The sequence below is a fragment of the Micromonospora sp. CPCC 205539 genome (assembly GCF_036906815.1).
Lineage (GTDB): Bacteria > Actinomycetota > Actinomycetes > Mycobacteriales > Micromonosporaceae > Micromonospora.
Window position 1 is genome coordinate 197,029 of record NZ_JBAKHW010000001.1, and the last position, 23,006, is coordinate 220,034.

Sequence of the window (23,006 nt, forward strand, 5' to 3'; positions counted from 1 at the left end):
GGAGCGCTATCGATTGGTAACGTGACGCCAGAGTCGACGGTGGTGACCGCCGATGCCCTGGGGAGGGTCGACATGCGGGCGGACGAGGCTGCTCTGGATGCGGCGGGGCACCGGCTCGATGCCCAGCGATGATGGCATCCATGTCGACCCGGCGGACCTGACCGCCCACGCCGCACGCATCGAGCGCAGCGCCGACAACCTCGACACCGCCCGTCAGGCCGGCCAGCACGTCCGGTTGGGCACCGACGCGTACGGGCAGCTCTGCGCGATCATGCCGACCCTGCTGGACGGGCTGCAACGTACCCTGGTCGACGGCATCGGCACCGCGGCCAGTTCGGTACGCGACACCGCCGTGCGGCTCCGCACCAGCGCCGACCGCTACCGGGCCTCCGACGCGCACGCCGAGCAGATCCTGCGCGCGACGCGGGGCAACCGGTGACAGGCAACCCGCTCGTCGCCACCGCCTCCGACAGCGGGCCCAGCGCCTGGGCCGGCATCTGGATCTGCGAAGACATCGAACTCATCGCCCAGGGTGTGCAGAACGGCAGTTGGATCGACGGCAGCCTCGGTGTGGTCAGCGCCGGCCTCGACGCCCTCGCCTTCGTCTCCGACCCGGTCGGCGCGCTGCTCCAGTACGGCATCGCCTGGCTCATCGAGCACGTCAAACCCCTCAGCGAGGCCCTGGACTGGCTCGCCGGCAATCCCGCGGAGATCACCGCCCACGCGCAGACCTGGCGAAACGTCGCGGCATCACTCCGCGAGGAAGCCGCCGACCTGGCCGGCGCCGTCCGCACCGACGTCTCCGGCTGGGGCGGCAGCGCCGGACCCGCGTACCGGGGCTGGGCCGCCGAACAGCAGCAAGCCATCACCGGGCTCGCGCAGGGCGCCGACACCCTCGCCGCAATCACCGAAGGCGCGGCCGGTCTGGTCGCCGCCGTCCGGCTCCTGGTCCGCGACGCCATCGCCACCTGCGTCTCCCGCCTCATCGTGTACGCGGGCGAACTCGTCATCACCGGCGGATTCGCCGCACCGCTGGTGGTGGAGCAGGTCACGACGACCGTGGCGTCCTGGGCGGCGCGGATCGCTCGGCTGCTACGGGGTCTGCTGGCCAGCCTGCGGCGGTTGATACCGCTGATCCGCCGACTCGGCGACCTCATCGGCAGGCTGAGACAGGCACTCGCCCGACTCCTGAAAGGTGGATCACCACCGAGCCGGAGCACTCCAGAGCCTGAGCGACCTCGCGAGCCTCCATCCCACATGGGGGCGGAGGAGCAACGGATTCACGATCTCGGTATGGATCCGGCGACCGGAAGGTTCCGACCTGGAGAGGCGGAGACCGCGGTCCGGTTGGAGCAGGAACGAGGGGTGCGGTTGAGTCGCGCACCTGGTGACTCCTCCGCCGACTGGGTCGACGACGCCGGACGAACCTATGATGCGGTGGGTAACTTTCCGAGGCAGTTCTTCGATCGGCAATGGCCCCAACTGCAGTATCAAATCGAGCGCCACCTAGACAAGGCCGACCTTGTGCCGGTGGACGTATCGAGGTTCTCTCCTGAGCAGGTCGCCCGGATTGAACAGTTCATAACGGACCGGAACCTCGGTCCGCGAGTCTTCATCGTGGGGAAATGATGGCTGGTCTGATCGTGCTTAAGCCCGGAGTCGATTGGACCGCGACCGGAGGGCTGTTCGACTGGACACTGGAGTTCCTGATCGCACGCCTTTCCGACCGGCAGGCGGCCACTCACCTCCAGGAGATCGTCGACAACAACCTCGGCTCCCTGTGGATCGACGAGCTGCCGCCCGCAGCTCGGCAGGAGATCGTCGGCCACTGGAGGGACGGCCTGGTTGCGGCCGGCGAGCGGCAACTCCCGGAGACGGCACACAAAGTCGACGTCGTTCGCCACCTTCAAGAACTGGTGGATGCGACCTATTCAGCCGGAATGCCCGGACCGAGCGATCCCGGGTAGGCGATGTCGCCCTTTCAGCAGCCGGCTCTCTCCGCAGCCCAGCCACAGTTGAGCTTCACACGCTGGGATCCTGTCCACAGCACCCTCGGATCAGTGGTGCCGGGACACCGGCTTGTCGGCGGGTCGAGGCATACAGTCTGCTCGACCACACCGAGCACGAGTACCTGTCGATGCTGCGTCGCAATCCAGCCGTACGGGTCATCACACCGGCCCTGCACGTCGACCGGGCCGACGACTGCCCCGTCGTCGGAGGTATGGCCCGACAGGCCGGCCGCCTCGGAGCTGGCCCTTCGTCGCGATCAGCAACGCTGCCGGCCTCATCACGTCTCGGGCCGATCAAGTGCGAAAGGTACTCGGCGACGACTGGCCGATCGTCGAGGTCTGACCGCACCGACGTGCCGACGCCCTTCGCAGGGTGAGACCCCTGACGACCTAAGCTCTGCCCACCCCGCGTGACGCCATGGACGCTATGCGTGACTTGGCATCGTCGTACATGCACCCTCACCCCGGCAGCGCGCGATCGCCAAAAACTTTTGTTCGGTTCCTACAACTGAGGGCCGGATGGTTCGGCCATAGCGCCATGGCGCTGCCCGCTGGCAGGCGGAAAAGTGATCACTGCCGGGAGTCGTCTCTTGGCGTGCAGATCATGGTCTACCGAAGGGGTCAGTCGGGTGTTCAACCGTATTGCCATCGTCAACCGAGGTGAAGCCGCGATGCGGCTCATCCACGCGGTCCGGGAGTTGGCTGCGGAGACCGGCGTCCGGATCGAGACCGTCGCTCTGTACACCGACGTCGACCGTACCGCCACTTTCGTGCGCGAAGCGGACATCGCCTACGACCTCGGTCCCGCGTCCACCCGCCCGTACCTCAATCTGGTGACGCTGGAGCGCGCCTTGATCGAGACCGGGGCGGACGCCGCCTGGGTCGGTTGGGGTTTCGTCGCCGAGGACCCGGCCTTCGCGGAGCTGTGCGAGAAGATCGGAGTCACCTTCGTCGGCCCGAGCCCGGACGCGATGCGCCAGCTCGGTGACAAGATCGGCTCGAAGCTGATCGCCGAGGAGGTCGGCGTACCGGTTGCGCCGTGGAGCCGCGGTGCCGTCGAGACTCTGGATGCCGCGCGTGCGTCGGCGGCCGAGATCGGCTACCCGCTGATGCTGAAGGCGACCGCGGGCGGTGGCGGGCGCGGCATCCGCGTGATCCGGAACGAGGCCGAGCTCTCCGACGCGTACGAGCGCACCAGCCAGGAGGCGGCGCGGGCGTTCGGCAGCGGCATCGTGTTCCTGGAGCGCCTGGTCACCGGGGCCCGGCACGTCGAGGTGCAGGTGATCGCCGACGGCCAGGGCACCGCGTGGGCGCTCGGTGTCCGCGACTGCTCGGTGCAGCGGCGCAACCAAAAGGTCATCGAGGAGTCGGCGTCGCCGGTGCTCAGCCCGGCACAGACGGCCGAGCTCAAGGCGTCCGCCGAGCGGCTGGCCGTGGCGGTCGGCTACCGCGGCGCGGCAACGGTCGAGTTCCTCTACCACCCTGGCGATCAGCTCTTCGCGTTCCTCGAGGTCAACACCCGTCTGCAGGTCGAGCACCCGATCACCGAGCTGACCACCGGGTTCGACCTGGTCAAGGCGCAGCTGCACGTCGCCGGGGGCGGGCGGCTGGAGGGCGAGCCGCCGGTGGAGCGCGGGCACGCCATCGAGGCCCGGCTGAACGCGGAGGACCCGGACCGCGACTTCGCGCCGTCGCCGGGCCGTATCGCGCGGCTGGACCTGCCCGCTGGCCCGGGCGTCCGGGTGGACACCGGCGTGAGTGAGGGCGACACCATCCCGGCCGACTTCGACTCAATGATCGCGAAGATCATCGCGTACGGCCGCACTCGCCACGAGGCGCTCGGCAAGCTGCGTCGGGCGCTCGCGAACACCACGGTGGTCATCGAGGGTGGCGCGACGAACAAGAGCTTCGTGCTCGACCTCCTGGACCAGCCCGAGGTGATCGACGCCAGCGCGGACACCGGCTGGATCGACCGCGTTCGTGGCGAGGGCAGGTTGGTCACACACCGGCACTCCGCGGTCGCGTTGGCGGCCGCCGCCATCGAGGCGTACGAGGAGGAGGAGCGCGTCGAGCGGCAGCGGCTGCTGTCGACGGCGTTCGGCGGACGCCCGCAGGTGCAGCACAAGAGCGGTCGACCGCTGGACCTGAAGCTGCGCGGCGTCGACTACCGGATGCGCGTGGCGCGGGTCGGCGCACACCGGTTCCGGGTCGGTATCGAGGTGGGCGACACCGTGCGCACCGCCGACGTCGACCTCGACCGTTTCGACCGGCACACCGGCCAGATCGTCGTCAACGGTGTCCGGTTCCGTCTGCTCACCAGCACGCACGGGCCGACGCACCTGGTCGAGGTGGACGGCGTGACGCACCGGGTCAGCCGCGACGAGGGCGGTGTGGTCCGCTCCCCCATGCCCGCGCTGGTCGTCGCCACTCCGCTGGAGGTCGGCGCGGAGGTCGAGGCCGGTGCGCCGGTGCTGGTGCTGGAAGCCATGAAGATGGAGACGGTGCTGCGGGCGCCGTTCAAGGCGCGGTTGAAGGAGTGCGCCGTCTCGGTGGGCAGCCAGGTGGAGGCCGGTGCGCCGCTGCTGCGCCTGGAGCCGCTCGCCGATGACGCCGCCGAGGCCGTGGACGGCCCGGCCGCCGTCGGCGTCGAACTGGACCTGCCGGTCGCCGACGAGGACATGCCGGCGTACGAGCGCAGCAGGCGCGGCCAGGAGGATCTGCGCGGCCTGCTGCTCGGCTTCGACGTCGACCCGCACGACGAGCGTCGGGTGCTGGACGACTACCTCACGGCGCGCCGGGCGGCCGCCGAGGACGGCCAGCGGCCGCTGGCCGCGGAGCTCGACCTCGTCGAGGTGTTCGCCGACCTCGCCGAGCTGAGCCGCAACCGACCGACGGGCGAGGACAGTGGCGCCCACCTGCACAGCGCCCGCGAGTACTTCCACAAGTACCTGCAGAGCCTCGACGTCGAGCGGGCCGGATTGTCGGACGCCTTCCAGGCCAAGCTCGCCAAGGCGCTCGGCCACTACGGTGTCACCGACCTGGAGCGCTCCCCTGAGCTCGAAGGTGCCGTGTTCCGGATCTTCCTGGCCCAGCAGCACGCGTCCGCCGACGCCGCGGTCATCGCCGCGCTGCTGCGCGTGTGGCTGCGGGAGACCCCGCCGGACGAGGCGCTGCGCGAGCCCGCCGGTCTCGCGCTGGAGCGGTTGGTGGCCGCGACGCAGGTCCGCTTCCCCGTGGTCGCCGATCTCGCTCGCGGCGTGGTGTTCGCCTGGTTCGCCCAGCCGCTGCTGCGCCGCAATCGGGCCCGCGTCTACGCCGAGATCCGCGGGCACCTGCGCCACCTGGACGCGCATCCGGACGCGGCGGACCGCGCCGAGCGCATCGAGGAGATGGTACGCAGCACCGAGCCTCTGGTCCGTCTGCTCGGTCAGCGGCTCGTCCGGGACCACCTCGACAACGCGGTCATGTTGGAGGTGCTGACCCGGCGGTACTACGGCAACAAGGCACTCACCCGCGTCCGTACCCGTGACGTCACGGGCTGCACGTTCCTGGTCGCCGAGCGCGGCGCGGACTCGAGCGTGGTCTCCACCGCGGTGAGCTTCGACGCGCTGGGCAGCGCCCTGCGGGGGCTCGCCGAGCTGGCGAGTGGTGAGGACGCCGTCGACGCCGACATCTACCTCGGCTGGGAGAACCAGCCGGAGGACTTCGACGCGCTGGCGGCCGCGCTGCTGGAGGTCGTCGCCGCGCACCCGCTGCCGTCCCAGGTCCGCCGGCTCACCGCCACCGTCGCCGGTCGCGGCGGGGCGGTCATGCACCACCACTTCACCTTCCGCCCGTCGGACTCGGGGATGACCGAGGACCGGCTGATCCGCGGGCTGCACCCGTACATCGCGCAGCGGATGCAGTTGGAGCGGCTGCACAAGTTCGACCTGACCCGCCTGCCGTCGTCGGACGAGGAGGTCTACCTCTTCCAGGGCGTGGCACGGGACAACCCGTCGGACGAGCGGCTCGTCGCGTTCACGCAGGTGCGTGACCTGACCGAGCTGCGGGAGCACGACGGCCGGCTGGTCGCGCTGCCGACGACCGAGGATGCGATCGCGGCCTGCCTCGACTCGATCCGGCGCGCCCAGTCGCGGCGACCGTCGAAGACGCGCTTCAACACCAACCGGATCGTGGTCTACGTCTGGCCGCCGAGCGAGCTCACCCGCGAGGAGATGGGGATGATCGCCGGGCGCGTGCGCCCGACGACCGCGGGCGCCGGGCTGGAGGAGATCCTGTTCATCGCCCGGCAGCGTGACCGCCGGACCGGCGAGCTGACCAAGATGGCTCTGCGGATCTCCTTCGACGCCGCGGGCGGCGCCGAGCAGATGACCATCGGCGCGCCGCCGGTGGAGCCGGTCGAGCCGCTCGACGAGTACCGGCTGAAGGTGCTGCGCGCGAGCAGCCGCAACACGACGTACCCGTACGAGCTGAGCGACCGGCTGGGTGACTTCGTCGAGCACGACCTCGACGACGCGCACGCGCTGGTGCCGGTGGAGCGGCCGAAGGGGCGCAACCGCGCCGCGATCGTCGCCGGGTTGGTGACCACGCCGACCGAGCGGCATCCGCAGGGTGTCACCCGGGTCGTTCTGCTGGGCGATCCGACGAAGTCGCTGGGCGCCCTGTCCGAGCCGGAGTGCCGGCGCGTGATCGCCGCGCTGGACCTGGCGGAGCAGATGCGGGTGCCGCTGGAGTGGTGGTCGCTGTCCTCCGGAGCCCGGATCTCCATGACCACGGGCACCGAGAACATGGACTGGGTGGCCGCGGCGCTCAAGCGGATCGTCGAGTTCACCCAGGCCGGCGGTGAGATCAACATCGTGGTCGCGGGCATCAACGTCGGCGCTCAGCCGTACTGGAACGCCGAGGCGACGATGCTCATGCACACCAAGGGCGTCCTGGTGATGACACCGGATTCGACGATGGTGCTCACCGGCAAGCAGGCGCTCGACTTCTCCGGTGGGGTGTCCGCCGAGGACAACTTCGGCATCGGCGGCTACGACCGGGTGATGGGGCCGAACGGGCAGGCGCAGTACTGGGCGCCGAACCTGAACGCCGCCCAGGACGTGTTGATGTCGCACTACGACCACACGTACGTCGCGCCCGGTGAGGACGCGCCGCGACGGGCCGTCACCACCGACCCCGCGGACCGCGACATCTCCGCCTTCCCGCACGACGTGGCGGGCAGCGTCTTCAACACCGTCGGCGAGATCTTCTCGGCCGAGGCCAACCCCGACCGGAAGAAGCCGTTCGACATCCGGACGGTGATGCGAGCGCTGTCCGATCAGGACCACCCGGTGCTGGAGCGCTGGGCGGGCATGGCCGACGCGGAGACCTCGGTCGTGCAGGACGTCCACCTCGGTGGCATCCCGGTGTGCCTGCTCGGCATCGAGTCACGGTCGGTGCCGCGGCGCGGCTTCCCGCCCACCGACGGCCCGGACACGTACACGGCGGGCACCCTGTTCCCGATGTCGTCGAAGAAGGCCGCGCGGGCGATCAACGCGGCCAGCGGCAACCGGCCCCTCGTCGTGCTGGCCAACCTGTCGGGCTTCGACGGCTCACCGGAGTCGATGCGCAAACTGCAATTGGAGTACGGCGCCGAGATCGGTCGGGCCATCGTCAACTTCCAAGGGCCCATCGTCTTCTGCGTGATCTCGCGCTACCACGGCGGCGCGTTCGTGGTGTTCTCGAAGGCGTTGAACCCGAACATGACGGTGCTCGCGTTGGAAGGCTCGTACGCCTCGGTGCTCGGCGGCGCGCCGGCCGCCGCGGTGGTCTTCACGGCCGACGTCAACGCCCGCACGGCCGCCGACCCGCGGGTGCGCGAGCTGGAAGCCCAGGTCGCGGCCTCGGCCGGCACCGAACGCGCCGCCCTGACCGCGGAGCTCGACGAGCTGCGCTCGGCGGTACGCGCGGAGAAGGTCGGCGAGGTGGCCACGGAGTTCGACCGGGTGCACAACATCCACCGTGCGGTCGAGGTCGGCTCGGTGGACGCCGTCGTCAGCGCCGCGGAGCTGCGTCCGCGCATCATCGACGCCATCGAGGCTCGGCTGCGCTAGTTGATCGTGTGTTGCCCCGCCCAGGACACCGGGCGGGGCAACACACGCCGCCGTTACGGGCTATGCCCGTCGCCAGGATGGCCCGGCGATTGCGGGCGGGGCGGTCACTGCCGGGTACATTGATTGCCAGGTGGCGGACCACTGGCCGGGAGAAGACGCCAGGAGGTCGCAGGCCGAGCGCGCCACTTCTTGTGGCGTACGGTCCTGCCAAGGGATGTGGACGAACACCTGGTACGTGGCGTCGCGCAGGGCAACCAGGAACAGCCGACGATCGCGGTAGTGATTGCCCACCCAGCTCAGTGCCAAGCCGTGGGCGAGCAGTCGGTGCCGGTCAGCCTCCGTCAGGATCAGTCGGCCCGCAGTCCGCTCCGGCGTCTCCCACGAGTGATCGGCAGCCGCCCGCGCCACCTCGGCGTCATAGCCGGCCGCTGGGAACGTTGCCCCCTGGTCCGCCGGCACCTCGATCGACCAGTCCCAGTGCACCCGGTCACCGTCACGGCGGATGGTGACGTCGGTGGAACCACAGCCGTACGTTCCGCACTCGCATCGGGCGATTGGGATCGTCCGTGGCTCGGACGTGGCCAGCAGACGGTTGGTGGGCACGAGCAGCTGGTACGGGTCCATCCCCAGGCCTGCGCCCGCCTCGGTCATCTCCACGTCGTTGACGTAGACCTGCACTTGGAAGCCGCCAGCGGGCGCTGGAGTCACCGCCAACCGCAGCGAGTCAACGTCGAGCCGGCGAGTGATACCCCCTCCTTTGGCAACGGCCGAACCAGTGGGAACAGTGCCGGGGTACGGAATCCGCAGCTCCGCCAACGCCTGGGAGACCAGCTCCCGTAGGTCCCACTGGGAGTCCCGCGCGGATGCGCCGGCGAGTTCACACAGGGCCGGCGAGTCCAATCCCTCGACCAACGCCCGACAAGCAGCGTCGATTATCTCCGCCGAGCCGTACCACGCGCCGGCGTCCCAGCGCGTCACCGCCTCGTACAGGCGCTGTTCGGCGGCCACGCTCTCGTATTCCGTCACGCCGCCATCATTCGCGACGGCCACTTGGCGCGCACCTATGTTTCGCCTGGGTAGATTCCTTGTTCCGACGGAAGCGGAGGTGGCATGGTCAAGGGGTGGCACGGCTGGATCGGTACGTTCACTGGCGTGGTATCCATCACGGTGGCCGCACTGCCGTTGGCCGCGCTGGCGGTGTGGGCTCTGGCGCATCGTCGGACGGTTACCGGCACCAGGCCGGCGTGGGCGTGGCGGATGTCGCTGGCCGAGGTCGGCATCGTCTACGGGACGGCGCCGTGGGTGTGGATGATCATGTTGCCGGGCGACCAGGCCGGGGCCGTCTCTGGTCGGGTGAGCCTGGTGCCGCTGCGGGACCTGCTCGCGATCGCCGCCGCCGGGCCGCTGACGGCGACGGGCCAGATCGTCGGCAACCTGCTGGTCTTCGCGGCGCTGGGATTTTTCGCCCCGCAGCGGTTCGCGGCGCTGGCGTCGGTATCGCGGATCTTGGCGCTCGCGGCGGGTTGCTCGGTCCTGGTCGAGGCCGCGCAGTACCTCCTGCGGCTGGATCGGGTGTCCTCGGTGGACGACGTACTGCTCAACGCGGCGGGCGCGGGGCTGGCCGCGCTGGCATCGCGCCGCTGGTGGCGCGCTATCGGCGAGGCGTCGTCAGACCAACTTCGATCGGTCTCGGTACCGGCACGCTGAGTCGACCGCGTTACGCGGACCGGCTTCAGCGGTTATCGGGGTCGGCCGCCGACGGATCACTGGACTGTAACCGCGCGCGTAGCTGCCGCGCTTCGCGACCGCGGTACGCCCGCAGGACGCTTTCGAGGGTGTCGCGGACGTCCAGGTCGGGATGATCGGCCAGGTATGCCAACTCCTCGGCCCCGCCGCGCCGACCACGGCCCAGCTCGTAGAGCACGTCGATGATCTCGTCGGCGGTGGTCGCGGTCCTTAACCGCGCCATCAGCTCGGTCTTCGGCTTGGGTGGCTCGTCGTACGGGAACCGATGGCGCAGCTTCGCCACCTTGTACGTTCCGCGCTGGAAACAGGCGGGACACGTGCAGGGTCGACGGCCGTGGGCTGCCGGCAGGTAACGCCAACCGACCCCCTGCGGGACGTCACGGGTCCGTCGTACCTCGGCGGCCGTGATCGCGCGCGGCACGAACACCTCGTGGCCCCGTGGATCCTCGAGTCCGCGTACCTCGGCGATCGCCTGTGCGGCGGTGACCTCGCGCGGTCGGGCGCCATAGCGCCCGACGGTCACCGGCTCGTCATCGGGCAGCCGCAGGTGCACCGCGACTGGAGCACCACCTGCCTCAGCGCGGCGAGAGCGGGGCGCACGACTGCCGGTACGGCACCGACGGCAGGTTGGTCGTCCACTCCTGCCTGGTCAGGTTGCGGCCCACCGTCCCACAGACGTGCTCGGTGGCCGCGCCGACGTCCAGCGGCCAGGTGACGATCCGGCCGTCCTCCGCACCCGAGATGAGCGTGTCGGCCGAGAGGAATGCGAGGCCACGGACCCGGGCGGTGTGTCCGGTGAGGGTGGCGATCCGCTGCCGGTCGACGACGTCCCAGAGTGCGATCGTGTGGTCGTCGCCCGCCGAGGCGAGGGTGCGGCCGTCACCGCTGAAGGCGAGGACCTGGACGGGCGCGGTGTGGCCGTCGAAGAGCGCGGTCTGACGGTACGTGCCGGCGTCCCACACCTTGACGGTGCGGCTGTCCCCCGCCGTGGCGAGCAGGCGGCCGTCGGCACTGTTGGCGACATCCTGGATCGCGCCCTGTTCCGTGTCGATCCGCTCCAGCAGTTCGCCCGTGGCGACGTCCCAGACGTTGAGGAAGCCGCCGACGCTCGCCCCGAGGAGCCGGCGGCCGTCCGGCGTGAAGACCAGCGAGGTGACGATGCGGGATGGGTACTTCGATGTCGTCTCCGTCGGTCGCGCCGCGTCCTGCACGTTCCAGACGTACGGGCGCAGCGCGGCGGTCGCGACGAGGCGCCCACCGGGGTCGAACGCGACGTCCGTCGAGGCGGCGTTGGCCCTCGATCGTAGGGGCCGCATCGCCTGTTGCCGACGCTGGATGTCCCAGACGACCACCATGTTGTTGCGGGTCACCGCTGCGAGCAGGCGGCCGTCCAGGCTGAAGGCGATGGCCTCGACCTGGTCCGGGTGCCCGCCCAACGTGGCGGTCCACTGCCCACGCCGGTCCCACAGTCGGACCGCCCGGTCCTCGTGTGCGGAGGCCACCATGGTGCCGTCCGGGCTGACCCGGACATCCTTCACCGGCGCGGCGAAGCCACCGAACGCCGTGTCCCGCATGTCGTGTACGACGATCGTGCCGTTGAAGCCGACGGATGCGAGCATCGTGCCGTCCGTACTGAGTGCGACGGCGACCGTCTCGGTGCGGCCGCGGTCCTGGTACGTCTGGACCGGCTCCCGACGGTGCAGGTCCCAGACCGTGACCGTGCCGTTCTCGTCGGCCACGGCCAGCCGGCCGCCGGCCGGAGCCGAGACGGCCCAGGCGTAGCGCCCCGACAGCGGCAACGGCGTGCCGGCGTCGGTCCGGTCGCCGTCGAGATCCCAGAGGTACGCGCCGTGGCCGTCGGCGGCGCCTGCGAGGACGCGCCCGGAGGATCCGAAGGCGACCGAGGCCACGCCCTCGCCCTTGAGGTGGGCCTTCGGCCGGGCGGTGACCACGTCCCAGACGATCGGGTGTTCCTCGGCGTTCGTGGAGACGAGGAGGCCACCGTCGTGGCTGAAGGTCAGGGACGTGACCGGGACGCGGTGGCCCCGCAGCAGTGTCCGCGATCCGGTCCGCAGGTCGTAGAGCGCGACGTCACCGGCTGCGGTGCCAGCGCTCTTCGGGTCCGGGCCGAGCGCGACGGCGAGCTTGGTGCCCGCGGTGTCGACGGCAAGGCCGGCTGCGGCGCTCTTCTCATCGAAGCGGGCGGTCTGCTGCTGGGTGCGGGTGTCCCAGACGATGACCGAGCCCTTGGCGCCGTCGAGGCCGAGCGAGACGAGCAGCTTCCCGTCGCCGGCGAAGGCGACCTTCGCGGCGCGGCCGGCGTGACCGGACAGCGTGGCGATGCGCCGGCCCTGCGCCGGGTCCCACAGGCCAATCGTGCCGTCGCCGGCGGCAGCGGCCAGCAGGGACCGGTCGGGGCTGAACGCGACCGAGTAGATGGACGGTCCGCCGACGTTGAACGCGCTGCGTCGGGGTGCCGTGGAGGCGCTCAGGACGGCCCCGCGGGTGTCGGCGTCCCGGTGCAGCTCGTGCGCCTCGATGGCCAGGAGCCCGGCCAGGTCGGGATCGGTGACGAGCAACGACCGGGCGCGCAGCGCCAGCTCGCCGGAGAGCGTGACCTGCTGTTGGTGGCGGGCGTCCTGGCGCTCTCGGACCGCCTGGCCGCCGGCGAGTACGGCGACGAGCAGCAGCACGGACACGCCCACGACGAGTCGCTTCAGGACGCGGCTGTGCCGGCGGACGCGGTCGTCCTCGGCCGCCGCCATGTCCTTGCTGGCCCGCAGGTAAGAGGCTTCGAGCTGGTTGAGCTCCGCCGGGTGGTCCTCGGCCCAGGCCCGCGCGGCCAGCAGTTGCGCTCCCCGGTACAGAGCGCCGGTGTCGCGTTGCAGCGACGCCCACGTGTGGGCCGCGTCGGTGAGGCGCCGGTGGATGAACAGGTTCGCCCGATCGTCGGTGAGCCAGCGGTGCAGCCGGGGCCAACCTCGGATCAGGGCCTCGTGGGCCACCTGCACGGTGCCGTCGCCGAGGACGACGAGCCGGGTCTCGGCCAACCGGTCGAGGACCGCGTCGATGACGCCCTCGTCGGCGATGCCGTCCAGCTCGATCCGGGAGATGGGCCGTCGGGTGTCGTCGGTGCCCTCACCGAGCGCGGTGAGCCGAAGGAACATGCGGCGTACGGCCTGCCGTTCCTGCGGCCCGAGCTCGTCGTACACCCGCTCGGCGGTCTGGGCGATCGCCCCGCGTACGCCGCCGCTCGCCTGGTAGGCGGCCAAGCTGAGCGTCGCCGCGCTGCGGCGGTGCCAGACTTCCTGCAACACGTGCGAGACGAGGGGCAGCCCGCCCGGCTCTCCGGCCGCCTCGGCGAGGATCGTGGCGAGCAGGTCCGGTTCGACGCTCATGCCGACCTGCGCCGCCGGGCGGAGGACGATCTCGCGCAGGTCGGTGGCCGTCACCGGCCCCACCAGCACCTGGGCGTCCTCGGCCAAGGCGTCCGCCAGCCCCGGATGGTGAATGACGTGGGCCAGGAAGTCGGCACGCAGACCGATCACGACCGTGGCGCGGCGGTCCTCGCCGCGGCTCGCGTCCAGCAGGGCCGCGATGAACCGGCCGCGTTCTCGTTCGTCGGCGCAGAGCGTGAACAACTCCTCGAACTGGTCGACCACCAGCAGTACCCGCGCGTCGGAGGGCCCGGCCGCCAACGCGTTGCGGATCGCGAGGTCCAGGGCGGCCGGCTCGGCGGTCAGGTCCTCGCCGATGAGGTGGACATCCCTGCCGGACAGCTTCGCGACCTGCTCGGACATCGCCCTGAGCGGGTGGTCGGTCGGTGTCATCAACATGACCCGCCACCGTCGCGCCGCCTGCGGGTCGGCGGCGATCGCGCCGAGCAGTCCAGCGCGCAGCAGCGACGACTTGCCGCTGCCGGACGCACCGAACACGCCGATCAGCGGCCTCCGCTCGATCTGCCGCAGCAGCCGGTCGATCAGGTGGGTCCGGCCGAAGAACCACTCGGCCTGCTCGGGCTGGAACGGTGCGAGACCCTGGTACGGGCAGCGCTCCTCCACCTCGGCGGGGCCGTCCGACGTACTCGTTGCCGCCAGGATGGCCGACCACCTGGAGCGCCATTCCTCGACGTCACCACCGCACGCGGCGACGTACGCCAGGGTGACGTCCAGGGAGGCGAGCCGGTCGCCCTTGGCCGCCTCCGCCAGGGTGCTGGCCGAATAGTGTGCGCGCTTCGCGAGGACGCGGTAGCTGGGGTTGCCGGCCCGTTCGCGGAGCTGGCGCAACTGCCAGGCGAGCTTCTGGATCGGCCCCGACGCGGGATCCACCGGCTTCTCGGGACGACCCAACGCCCCCACCTCCGAGTCCACTGTCCACAACGGATGCGGCAACCTACCAGGGGCGGCGGGCACCGAACACCCTCGTCACACCCCCGACCGCGGCCCCCGGTAGGGCAGGGTCGCGCTGTAGACGACATTGGTGGTGGTGCTGCCGAGCGCCGCCAGGTCGTTGATGACCTTTTCGAGATGGGCCATCGACGTCGCGGCCACCTTGAGGACGTAGCAGTCGTCGCCGGTGGTGCGCAGACACTCCAGGATCTCGGACCGCTCGTCGAGCAGGTGCCGCAGCGGCTCGTGCCGGCTTCCGGGGTACTTGAGGCGTACCACGGCGAGCACGGGAAACCCGACGGCCGTCAGGTCGACCTCCGCGCGGTAGCCGGTGATGACCCCGGTGGCCTCCAGTCGCCGCACCCGCTCGGTCGTGGCCGAGGCGCTGAGGTTCACCCGTCGAGCCAGCTCAGTCAGCGGGATCCGGCCGTCATTCTGCAGCTCGCCGACGATGGACCAGTCGACGAGATCAAGATTCTCGGCCATCCGGCGAATTTACCGGTAGATCCCCGGCGGTTGCCACCCAACGCCGGTAGGAAGCGGTTCACACGGGGTTTGCAGCTCGCTAGCCTTTGATCCGTGCAGATTGGTGTGAACGTACCGAACTTCGCTCCGGGCACCGACCCCGACGTGCTGCGGCAATGGGCGCAGACCGTGGAGGGCCTGGGCTTCGACCTGTTGATGGTCTCCGACCACATCGTCGTGACGCCGGACGTGGCCGAGCAGTATCCGACGCCGTTCTATGAGCCGTTCACCACCCTCTCGTGGCTGGCCGGGGTGACCCACCGGGTGAAGCTCGGCACGACGGTGCTCGTCCTGCCGTACCGCCATCCCCTGCTCACCGCGCGGATGGCGGCGAACCTCAACCGGCTCAGCGGCAACCGGCTCATCCTCGGCGTCGGGGTCGGTGGGTTCCGACAGGAGTTCGAAGCGCTCGGGGTGCCGTTCCGGCAGCGCGGCGCGCTGACCGACGAATATTTGAGCACCATCCGGGAGGCCTGGCGGGACACCGCCGACTACGACACCCCGGAAATCCCGATCTGGGTCGGCGGCAACAGCGACGCCGCCCTGCGCCGGGCGGTCCGCCTCGGTGACGCGTGGCATCCGCTGCGCAACACGCCCGACTGGTTGACCGACGCGGCCAGCCGCCTGAAGGCCACGGCCGACGATCTGGGCCGGCCCGTGCCCGCGCTGATGCCACGGATCGCGCTCCGGATGACCGAGCAGCCGGTCACCGACCCTGAGCGGCTCGCCGGTGTCGGCACGATCGAGCAGATCACCGCCGACCTGGACCGGCTCCGACTGCTCGGCGCGCAGACCGTGGTGCTCGACCCCTTCAACGACGACCTGACCGAGATCCGCCAGCCCGAGCGGGCCTGGCGAGCGCTGGCCGCGATCGCCGCCCACCGTAAGAGTCAGGAGACCCGATGACCCCGGCCGACGAGAGGTTCCTTCGACAGGCGATCGACATCGCCAGCCGGGCCGGAGCGGCCGGCGAGCGACCGTTCGGCTCACTGCTGGTCGGCCCGGACGGCGACGTCCTGGTCGAGGAGCACAACACGGTGGTCTCGGACGCCGACATCACGGCCCACCCGGAGCTGAAGCTGGCCCGCTGGGCGGCCCGCGAGCTCGCCCCCGAGGTCGCGGCCGGCACCACCATGTACACCAGTTGTGAGCCGTGCCCCATGTGCGCGACCGCCATCTCCCGCTCCGGCCTGGGACGGATCGTGTTCGGCCTGTCCGGCGAGCAGTTCGAGGCCGTCAAACCGGCCACTCCGCCGCTGGCGCCGGTCCGGTACGAGGGACCGGCGCTGTTCGCCGAGGCGCGCACGCCGATCGACAACTACTACTGAGTTCATAAACAGTTTTGATGTTACGAATCATCGATGAGTGTTAACCGCTCTGTCCTTGTGGTCGCGCTTCCTCCTACGTTTCGGCGCAGCCCTCCGAGTTCGTCGTCATCGGGACGCGATCGCGGAGTCGGCACCCTGGAGGAGATGACCCGTGTTGCAACGACTCCCAGCCGCTGGCTTCGCGCTCGTACTGGCGCTGGCCGGGGCCATCGGCGTCGGTGGTCCGGCCCAGGCCGAACCCACCGGCGACATCCGGTACGCGGACAGCCCGAACGCGGTGGCCGACCGCTACATCGTCACGCTCACGTCCACCGCGCTGGCGGCGACCGCCGTCGACACCAAGGCCCGTGAGTTGACCGGTCGCTTCGGCGGCCAGACCCGCCACGTCTACGGCTCGGCTCTGCCCGGCTTCTCGGCGACCATGTCGGCGAAGCAGGCGCAGCGGCTGGCCGCCGACCCGTCCGTGGCATCGGTCGAGCAGGTCCAGCGGATCGGGGTGCTGGACACCCAGACCAACCCGCCGAACTGGGGTGACGACCGCGTCGACCAGCGGAACCTGCCGCTGAACCAGACCTTCACCTACCCGGCCAACCCGGGCCAGGGGGTCACCGTCTACGTGCTGGACACCGGCATCAACGCCAACCACAACGAGTTCACCGGTCGGGTGAAGCCGGGCACCGACATGGTCGACAACGACAGCACCCCGCAGGACTGCCACGGGCACGGTACGCACGTCGCCGGCACCGCGGTGGGCACCACCTACGGCATCGCCAAGAAGGCCAGCGTGGTGTCCGTACGGGTGCTCAACTGCCAGGGCAGCGGCACCAACGACGACCTGATCGCGGGGATCAACTGGGTCCGCACCAACGCGCAGAAACCCGCGGTCGTCAACTACAGCATCGGCTGCGGCAGCCGGTGCACCAGCCAGGCGATGGACAGCGCCGTCACCAGCCTCATCAACTCGGGCGTGCAGTTCGTGCAGGCGGCCGGCAACTCCTCCGACGACGCCTGCTACTACAGCCCGCAGGCCGTCGCCGCAGCCATCACGGTCGGCAACAGCAACAGCTCCGACGGCCGCAACAGCAGCAGCAACTACGGCTCGTGCCTGGACATCTTCGCCCCGGGCACCAGCATCGTGTCGGCTTCCTACTCGAGCAACAACGGCAGCGCCACGATGACGGGAACCTCGATGGCCTCGCCGCACACGGCCGGCGCGGCGGCGCTCTATCTGGGTGCCAACCCCAACGCGACGCCGGCCCAGGTCCGCAACGCGCTGGTGACCAACGGCACCACCGGCAAGATCACCAGTCCGGGCACCGGTTCGCCGAACGTGCTGCTCTACACCGGCTTCATCGGTGGCACCGACCCCGGTCCGGGTAACCCGTCGGTGACCAACCCGGGCAACCGGACCTCGGTGATCGGCCAGGCCGTCGACGTCCAGGTGCAGGGCAGCGGCGGCACCACCCCGTACACCTGGAGCGCCTCGGGGTTGCCGGCCGGCCTCGCCATCGGCGCTTCCACCGGGCGGATCACCGGCAGCGCCACCACGGCGGGCACCTCGAACGTGACGGTGACCCTCACCGACGCGGCGAGCCGGACGGCCCAGGCGACCTTCGCCTGGACGGTGACCAGCGGTGGCGGTGGCTGTACGCCCGTGCAGGTCGTCGGCAACCCGGGCTTCGAGAGCGGCACCTCACCGTGGACCGCGACGGCGAACGTGATCGGCACCTGGTCGCAGTACCCGGCGCGGTCCGGCAGCCGTAACGCCTGGCTGAACGGCGGCGGCCAGGTGCAGACCGACACCGTCTCGCAGTCGGTGACGATCCCGGCCGGATGCAGCAACGCGACGTTGCGGTTCTGGATCCGGATCACCACGGCGGAGTACGAGAACCTGGCCTACGACAAGCTGACCGTCACGCTGGGCAACACCACCGTGGTCAGCTACTCGAACCTGGACAGGACCACCGGCTACGTCGAGAAGGTGTTCAACGTCGGCCAGTTCGCCGGGCAGACCGCCACGTTGACCTTCAACGGGGTGGAGGACTGGTCGTACCAGACCAGCTTCGTGATCGACGACGTGACGATCAACGCGAGCTGATCGGCGCAAGAGAACTGGAGTGAGCGGCTGCCCGGGACCGGCGACCGCTCACTCCCACTCCCAGCGCATGCCCACAATCCCCGGCGGTACGTCCGAGGCGATCAGGTGGGCGCCGTGGGTGGAGCCGATCCACGCCTCCCACACGCCCTGGTCGGGCGCGTTGAGCCCCCGTCGCTCGAAGCGGTGACAGCGGGCCGGTACGGCGTCGTGGTCGAACTGCACCTGCAGGACGTACTCGCTGACCGGGGTGGAGAAGCCCCGGTAGTAGTTGTCGGTCGACGCCTGCGAGTCGCTGAGAAACTCGTACTCGATCACCACGGTGTCGCCCTGGGCCAGCATGCGGTCGAAGATGATCTCGGCGACGAGCAGCCCCGATCCGTGGTCCCAGCGCACCCGCCCGACCCGGCAGTTGCGTACCGCGTTGATCCGGGTCGAGGCCGTCAGGTCGTCGGAGCGAAAGATGCCCACCGTGCGGGAGACCCGGTCGGTGTTGGCCCGGAGCACCTGCCGGCAGGTCAGACTGATCTCCTGCCGTCCATCGCCCACCAGATAGAGATCGTGCAGGCTGAGGCGGGTCAGTTCGTGGTACAGCCAGCGGTCGACCTCGGCGACCATCTTGGCCACGCTGGTGCCGTCGCTGAAGAGCCGGTCGATCTCGATGGTCCCCGGTGGCTGGCTCAACCAGCGACCCCGGGGTCGGCGGGGTCCGAGCTGGACGATCAACGACTCCGCCGGTAGCGACAGGATCTCTTCGAGCAGACGGACCGCCTTGATCGACTCTGGCCGTTCCGGCCGGCTGCGGCCGCGTCGCCAGTAGCTCAGCGTGGTGAGGCTGACGCTGACGCCGGCCCCCGACAGCCGCTCCTGGATCTCTTCGAGCCGAATTCCACGGTCCTCGATGGCGAGGTGGAGCGCCGCCGAGAACGGGCCGGTCCGCAGCGCGTGCGCCAAGTCCCGCCCCAACTCGGTACGGGCCTTCTCCATGCCCGCTGAGTATTGTCATCCGGCCGCTGTTACGCCAGCGCTGTCAACCCGGACGCCGAGCGCGGCGACGGTCCGGTGACCGCCGCCGCGCCCTCGTGCACGAGCCGATCAGGCCTGGTCGTACTCGGTGTCGCAGTTGTACCGATCCCCGCCGGCCCAGTCGAGGCAGATCTCGAACTTGTAGGTGACGCCCTCCACGAGGTCGTAGACCCCGCCATTGGCGGCCGACCGGGTGACACAACTCCCGTTGCTCTTGGCCTGGATGGTGTAGCGGTGGATAAGGGTGCTGGCGGTGTAGACCCGCAGGTCGGCGTAGCGGCCGTCCGCCTCCTCATCGCAGACGGTGAGCACGTCCCCGTTGCTGGTGAAGGTCATCGAGCCGCCGTCGCCGTTCCGCGTCCAGATCGGACCGAAGCTCGCCTGGGCGGGCACCGCCACCGCCAGTACCGCCAGGACGGCGGCACCGGACATGCCGAGGCTGGTCAGGGTACGACGCAATCTCATCTGCACTCCTCTCCTCGACCTACGCGGTCTGGTTGACGCTGCGGCAGAACCGCAGCCCACCGTCGGCGTTGTCGAGACACACCACGATCCGGTACTCCCGGCCTTCGACGAGGTCATGTGACCCGCCCTGGCTGGCCCGCGCCATCGTGCAGTTGTCGTTCCCGTGGGCCTGAACCGTGTAGATCAACTTCGTGCCGTAGTACACCCGGCCATCGGCATAGAATCCGTCGGCCTGGACGTCACAGATCTCGACGATGTCGCCGTATGCCTCGAACAGCAGGTTGCCGCCGGGGTCGTCGTCCGAGGTACTGATGAAGGTGTCCGCCATTGCCGGTGTGGCAAAGAGGACCGACCCGGTGACCAGTGCCATCGACATGCCCGCCGCGGCGAGCCAGCGCTTTGTTCTCAACACACTCCTCAACAGTCCGTGACCTTTGTGTTGTTGTCGTTCCACCACGCGGCAATGTCCTCACTGCCCTGGACATAGTGGATGTCGTCCCACAGCCTGATGTTGAACCGGTAGCAGCCCTTAGCAGACCCACGCTCGACGAGGTCGTACTCGCCACCCATGCTTGCCCGGCGCGTGGTGCAGTTGCCGTTTCCGGACGCCTGGGCACTGAAGCCGGTACCCGTGAAGATGTGCGTCAGCACCACCTTCACGTGCGCGCCGTCCGCCTGGATGTCGCACACCTGGACGATGTCGCCGTCGGGCCAGAAGTCGACACGTCCGCCCGGCGTCCCGTCATTGGTGTACATCCAGTAGTGCGGACCGGCATACGCCTGCGCTGGGCTGGCAACCATGACCGTTCCGAAAAGCGCCATGGTGACGGCCATGAGCACCGTGGCCATCCGCCGAAGCTTCACAACTTCCCCCCATCGATCACCCGCGCCAAGCCTGACGCGGTGTACCGACGAGCAGTCGCTCGCCAGGACACCGACTATCCGACGGCCGTCCTGCAGGTCCCCTGCAACCCGCTTGCAGCGTCGATCAATCCCCGCCCTACCTGCCGACGGGTCTCCGACTCCGGAGTCCGCCGCATCCGTTCGAAGCCCCGTCCCCTGGCCTGTCCCGCCTCGTCCCGTCCTCTGGCCTGTCCCGCCTCGTCCCGTCCCCTGGCCTGTCCCGCCTCGTCCCGTCCCCTGGCCTGTCCTGCCTCGTCGATCATGGGGTTGCTCCGGGGGATAAAATGACTAGGCAGAACCAAAGTGGACACCACAACCCCAAGATCGACGGGGTTGAGTTTCTCGATCCGCCCTCACCTCCGCGATCTTGCACTTGCGGCCTCGACATAGAGAACATCTCGCGCATTTCGGCGACCGAAAGTGCAAGATCGGCGCGGCGGGGCCGGCGGGGCCGGCGCGGCAGGGGCCAGCGCGGGCGGGGCCGGCGCGGGCGGGGCCGGCGGGGGCAGGTTGATCCACTCCAGGTCAGCGATGTTGGGGTGTCCTCGCGGTTGGATACCCCGACATCGGCGATCTGGAGTGGATCAACCTGCGTGCGTTGTCGTGTTGACGACGGGCCGCCGCTAGCGGCGCGTCGCCGCCGTGGCGGGCAGGCCGAGGCCGTCGAGGGCCGCGGCGACGAGGTCGTCCGGGGCGAGTGCCACGTCGAGTACGAGCACCGACTCGTCCGGCTCGGGCGGTTCCAGCGTGGCGATCTGCGATTCGAGCAGGCTGGCCGGCATGTAGTGCCCCGTACGGAGGGCCAGCCGGGCCCGGATGACCTCGGCCGACCCGTCCAGGTGCACGAAGTCCACCGACGGCGGCCCCTGCCGCAGCACGTCCCGGTACGACCGCTTCAACGCCGAACAGGCCAGCACCGTCGACCGGCCCTCGGCGGCACGGTCGGCCATCCAGGCGGCGATGTCCCGCAGCCAGGGCCAGCGCATGGTGTCGTCCAGCGGTACGCCGGAGCGCATCCGCTCCACGTTCTCGGTCGAGTGGAACTCGTCCGCCTCGGCGAACGTCAGCCCGGTCGCCGCGCCGATCCCGCGCGCCACCGTGGTCTTGCCCGCGCCGGAGACGCCCATCACCACGACGTGCCGGGTACGCCGCTCACCAGTCATGGACCGTGCCGTCCTTGAGCCGGTTGAACGGCAGGTAGGCCGCCTCGTACGGGAACCGGGCCGCGGCCTTCTCGTCGAGCTCCACCCCGAGCCCCGGCTGGTCGCCCGGGTGCAGGTAGCCGTCGGTGAAGGTGAACGACTGCTGGAACACCTCGTTGGCCAGGGGGCTGTGCTTCATGTACTCCTGGATCCCGAAGTTGTGGATCGCCAGGTCCAGGTGCAGCGCCGCGGCCATCCCGACCGGGGAGATGTCGGTCGGGCCGTGGATGCCGGACTTGATCTGGTATTGGGCGGCGAAGTCGAGCAGCTTGCGCATGGCGGTGATGCCGCCGGTGTGGGTGACCGCGGACCGGACGTAGTCGATCAGCTGTTCCCGGATCAGGGTCTGGTAGTCCCAGACCGTGTTGAAGACCTCGCCGATGGCCAGCGGGGTGGTCGTGTGGTGCCGGACCAGCCGCAGCGCCTCCTGGTTCTCGGCCGGGGTGCAGTCCTCCAGCCAGAACAGGTCGTACGGTTCGAGGGCCTTGCCGAGCTTGGCGGCCTGGATCGGGGTCATCCGGTGGTGACCGTCGTGCAGCAGCGGCAGCTCCGGGCCGAACTCACCACGGACCGCCTCGAAGACCTCGGGCAGGTGGCGAAGGTACGCGCGGGTGTCCCAGTCCTCCTCGGCTGGCAGCGGGGTGCGCTGCGCGGGTTCGTAGTCGTACCGCTTGCCGTCGGCGCTGGGCTGCGCGGCCACGCCGTACACGGCGTTGATGCCGGGCACCGAGGTCTGCACGCGGATCGACCGGAAGCCCTCGTCGAGGTGTCGGCGGATCGAGTCGAACAGCTCCGGGATGTCCCGGCCCGAGGCGTGGCCGTACGCCATGATGCCGGTGCGCGACGCGCCGCCCAGCAGTTGGTACAGCGGCATGCCGGCGGCTTTGGCCTTGATGTCCCACAGCGCGACGTCCACCGCGGCGATGGCCGCCATGGTGACCGGCCCGCGCCGCCAGTACGCCGAGCGGTAGAGGAACTGCCAGGTGTCCTCGATGCGGTGCGGGTCGCGCCCGATCAGCAGCGCGGCGACGTGGTCGCGCAGGTACGAGGCGACGGACAGCTCACGACCGTTGAGCGTGGCGTCGCCCAGGCCGGTGAGGCCCTCATCGGTGGTGATCTTCAGGGTGACGAAGTTCCGGTCGGGGCTGGACACGATGACGTCCGCTGCGACGATCTTCACGAGGGGTTTCCTTACTTTTCCGGAGCGCGGGGCGGTTCGCGGGC

18 protein-coding genes are annotated in these 23,006 nt (G+C 70.0%); 8 read left to right on the forward strand and 10 right to left on the reverse strand.

Features of this window, described 5'->3' with window-relative positions; translation table 11 throughout:
• Positions 1-97 precede the first annotated feature (97 nt).
• The 4 genes from V6V47_RS00880 (at position 98) to V6V47_RS00895 (ending at position 8,104) form a co-directional block, all read left to right on the forward strand.
• Positions 98-439: a type VII secretion target gene (locus tag V6V47_RS00880; RefSeq protein WP_334625962.1), complete on the forward strand. Its 342-nt coding sequence runs from the start codon at positions 98-100 to the stop codon at positions 437-439.
• Positions 436-1,629, forward strand: coding sequence for a WXG100-like domain-containing protein (locus V6V47_RS00885; protein ID WP_334625963.1), 1,194 nt, complete (start codon positions 436-438; stop codon positions 1,627-1,629). Before V6V47_RS00880 ends, V6V47_RS00885 begins: the two co-directional genes overlap by 4 nt.
• Positions 1,626-1,967, forward strand: coding sequence for a hypothetical protein (locus tag V6V47_RS00890; protein WP_334625964.1), 342 nt, complete (start codon positions 1,626-1,628; stop codon positions 1,965-1,967). Before V6V47_RS00885 ends, V6V47_RS00890 begins: the two co-directional genes overlap by 4 nt.
• A 671-nt stretch (positions 1,968-2,638) precedes the next feature.
• The gene (locus V6V47_RS00895) at positions 2,639-8,104 is read left to right on the forward strand and encodes an ATP-binding protein (RefSeq protein ID WP_334625965.1); all 5,466 of its coding nucleotides are present in this window, start codon (positions 2,639-2,641) and stop codon (positions 8,102-8,104) included.
• A gap of 60 nt (positions 8,105-8,164) precedes the next feature.
• Here V6V47_RS00895 and V6V47_RS00900 read toward each other — a convergent pair whose 3' ends face one another.
• Positions 8,165-9,130, reverse strand: coding sequence for a hypothetical protein (locus V6V47_RS00900; protein WP_334625966.1), 966 nt, complete (start codon positions 9,128-9,130; stop codon positions 8,165-8,167).
• 126 nt (positions 9,131-9,256) lie between these two features.
• Here V6V47_RS00900 and V6V47_RS00905 point away from each other — a divergent pair, with 126 nt between their 5' ends.
• Complete coding sequence (locus V6V47_RS00905; protein ID WP_334625967.1) at positions 9,257-9,811, forward strand: VanZ family protein; 555 nt, start codon at positions 9,257-9,259, stop codon at positions 9,809-9,811.
• 25 nt (positions 9,812-9,836) lie between these two features.
• Here the strand turns inward: V6V47_RS00905 and V6V47_RS00910 are convergent, their stop codons facing one another.
• The 3 genes from V6V47_RS00910 to V6V47_RS00920 all read right to left on the reverse strand — a co-directional run bounded on the left by V6V47_RS00910 (position 9,837) and on the right by V6V47_RS00920 (position 14,724).
• On the reverse strand, positions 9,837-10,403 hold the full coding sequence (locus tag V6V47_RS00910) for a hypothetical protein (RefSeq protein ID WP_334625968.1): 567 nt from the start codon (positions 10,401-10,403) through the stop codon (positions 9,837-9,839).
• Between the two features lie 22 nt (positions 10,404-10,425).
• Complete coding sequence (locus tag V6V47_RS00915; protein ID WP_334625969.1) at positions 10,426-14,199, reverse strand: nSTAND1 domain-containing NTPase; 3,774 nt, start codon at positions 14,197-14,199, stop codon at positions 10,426-10,428.
• 75 nt (positions 14,200-14,274) lie between these two features.
• Positions 14,275-14,724, reverse strand: a complete 450-nt coding sequence (locus V6V47_RS00920) for an Lrp/AsnC family transcriptional regulator (protein WP_334625970.1) — start codon at positions 14,722-14,724, stop codon at positions 14,275-14,277.
• A gap of 93 nt (positions 14,725-14,817) precedes the next feature.
• On the opposite strand from V6V47_RS00920, the gene V6V47_RS00925 reads away from it, so the two are divergent.
• The 3 genes from V6V47_RS00925 to V6V47_RS00935 all read left to right on the forward strand — a co-directional run bounded on the left by V6V47_RS00925 (position 14,818) and on the right by V6V47_RS00935 (position 18,189).
• Entirely contained in the window at positions 14,818-15,669 is an 852-nt protein-coding gene (locus V6V47_RS00925) for an LLM class flavin-dependent oxidoreductase (RefSeq protein ID WP_334625971.1), read from the forward strand.
• Entirely contained in the window at positions 15,666-16,091 is a 426-nt protein-coding gene (locus tag V6V47_RS00930) for a nucleoside deaminase (protein WP_334625972.1), read from the forward strand. The genes V6V47_RS00925 and V6V47_RS00930 overlap by 4 nt, the downstream gene beginning before the upstream one ends.
• A gap of 151 nt (positions 16,092-16,242) precedes the next feature.
• The gene (locus V6V47_RS00935) at positions 16,243-18,189 is read left to right on the forward strand and encodes a S8 family peptidase (RefSeq protein ID WP_334625973.1); all 1,947 of its coding nucleotides are present in this window, start codon (positions 16,243-16,245) and stop codon (positions 18,187-18,189) included.
• A gap of 48 nt (positions 18,190-18,237) precedes the next feature.
• On the opposite strand, the gene V6V47_RS00940 is transcribed toward V6V47_RS00935, so the two are convergent.
• The 6 genes from V6V47_RS00940 to manD form a co-directional block, all read right to left on the reverse strand.
• The gene (locus V6V47_RS00940) at positions 18,238-19,173 is read right to left on the reverse strand and encodes a hypothetical protein (RefSeq protein ID WP_334625974.1); all 936 of its coding nucleotides are present in this window, start codon (positions 19,171-19,173) and stop codon (positions 18,238-18,240) included.
• A 108-nt stretch (positions 19,174-19,281) separates the two neighbouring features.
• Positions 19,282-19,677 (reverse strand): hypothetical protein, encoded by a 396-nt coding sequence (locus V6V47_RS00945; RefSeq protein WP_334625975.1) that lies wholly within the window; start codon positions 19,675-19,677, stop codon positions 19,282-19,284.
• Positions 19,678-19,696: 19 nt separating this feature from the next.
• Complete coding sequence (locus tag V6V47_RS00950) at positions 19,697-20,047, reverse strand: hypothetical protein (RefSeq protein WP_334625976.1); 351 nt, start codon at positions 20,045-20,047, stop codon at positions 19,697-19,699.
• Positions 20,048-20,094: 47 nt separating this feature from the next.
• Positions 20,095-20,526: a hypothetical protein gene (locus V6V47_RS00955; protein WP_334625977.1), complete on the reverse strand. Its 432-nt coding sequence runs from the start codon at positions 20,524-20,526 to the stop codon at positions 20,095-20,097.
• A 677-nt stretch (positions 20,527-21,203) separates the two neighbouring features.
• The gene (locus tag V6V47_RS00960) at positions 21,204-21,743 is read right to left on the reverse strand and encodes a gluconokinase (RefSeq protein ID WP_334625978.1); all 540 of its coding nucleotides are present in this window, start codon (positions 21,741-21,743) and stop codon (positions 21,204-21,206) included.
• Positions 21,733-22,962, reverse strand: coding sequence for a D-mannonate dehydratase ManD (manD, locus tag V6V47_RS00965; protein ID WP_334625979.1), 1,230 nt, complete (start codon positions 22,960-22,962; stop codon positions 21,733-21,735). Before manD ends, V6V47_RS00960 begins: the two co-directional genes overlap by 11 nt.
• Positions 22,963-23,006 lie beyond the last annotated feature (44 nt).

Excerpts from the sequence above, each read along its gene's own strand:
- V6V47_RS00920 (WP_334625970.1), bottom strand. The coding sequence starts at position 14,724 with ATGGCCGAGAATCTTGATCTCGTCGACTGGTCCATCGTCGGCGAGCTG.
- V6V47_RS00880 (WP_334625962.1), top strand. The coding sequence starts at position 98 with ATGCGGCGGGGCACCGGCTCGATGCCCAGCGATGATGGCATCCATGTC.
- V6V47_RS00950 (WP_334625976.1), bottom strand. The coding sequence starts at position 20,047 with ATGGCACTGGTCACCGGGTCGGTCCTCTTTGCCACACCGGCAATGGCG.
- V6V47_RS00890 (WP_334625964.1), top strand. The coding sequence starts at position 1,626 with ATGATGGCTGGTCTGATCGTGCTTAAGCCCGGAGTCGATTGGACCGCG.
- V6V47_RS00940 (WP_334625974.1), bottom strand. The coding sequence starts at position 19,173 with ATGGAGAAGGCCCGTACCGAGTTGGGGCGGGACTTGGCGCACGCGCTG.
- V6V47_RS00945 (WP_334625975.1), bottom strand. The coding sequence starts at position 19,677 with ATGAGATTGCGTCGTACCCTGACCAGCCTCGGCATGTCCGGTGCCGCC.
- V6V47_RS00955 (WP_334625977.1), bottom strand. The coding sequence starts at position 20,526 with ATGGCCACGGTGCTCATGGCCGTCACCATGGCGCTTTTCGGAACGGTC.
- V6V47_RS00960 (WP_334625978.1), bottom strand. The coding sequence starts at position 21,743 with ATGACTGGTGAGCGGCGTACCCGGCACGTCGTGGTGATGGGCGTCTCC.
- V6V47_RS00930 (WP_334625972.1), top strand. The coding sequence starts at position 15,666 with ATGACCCCGGCCGACGAGAGGTTCCTTCGACAGGCGATCGACATCGCC.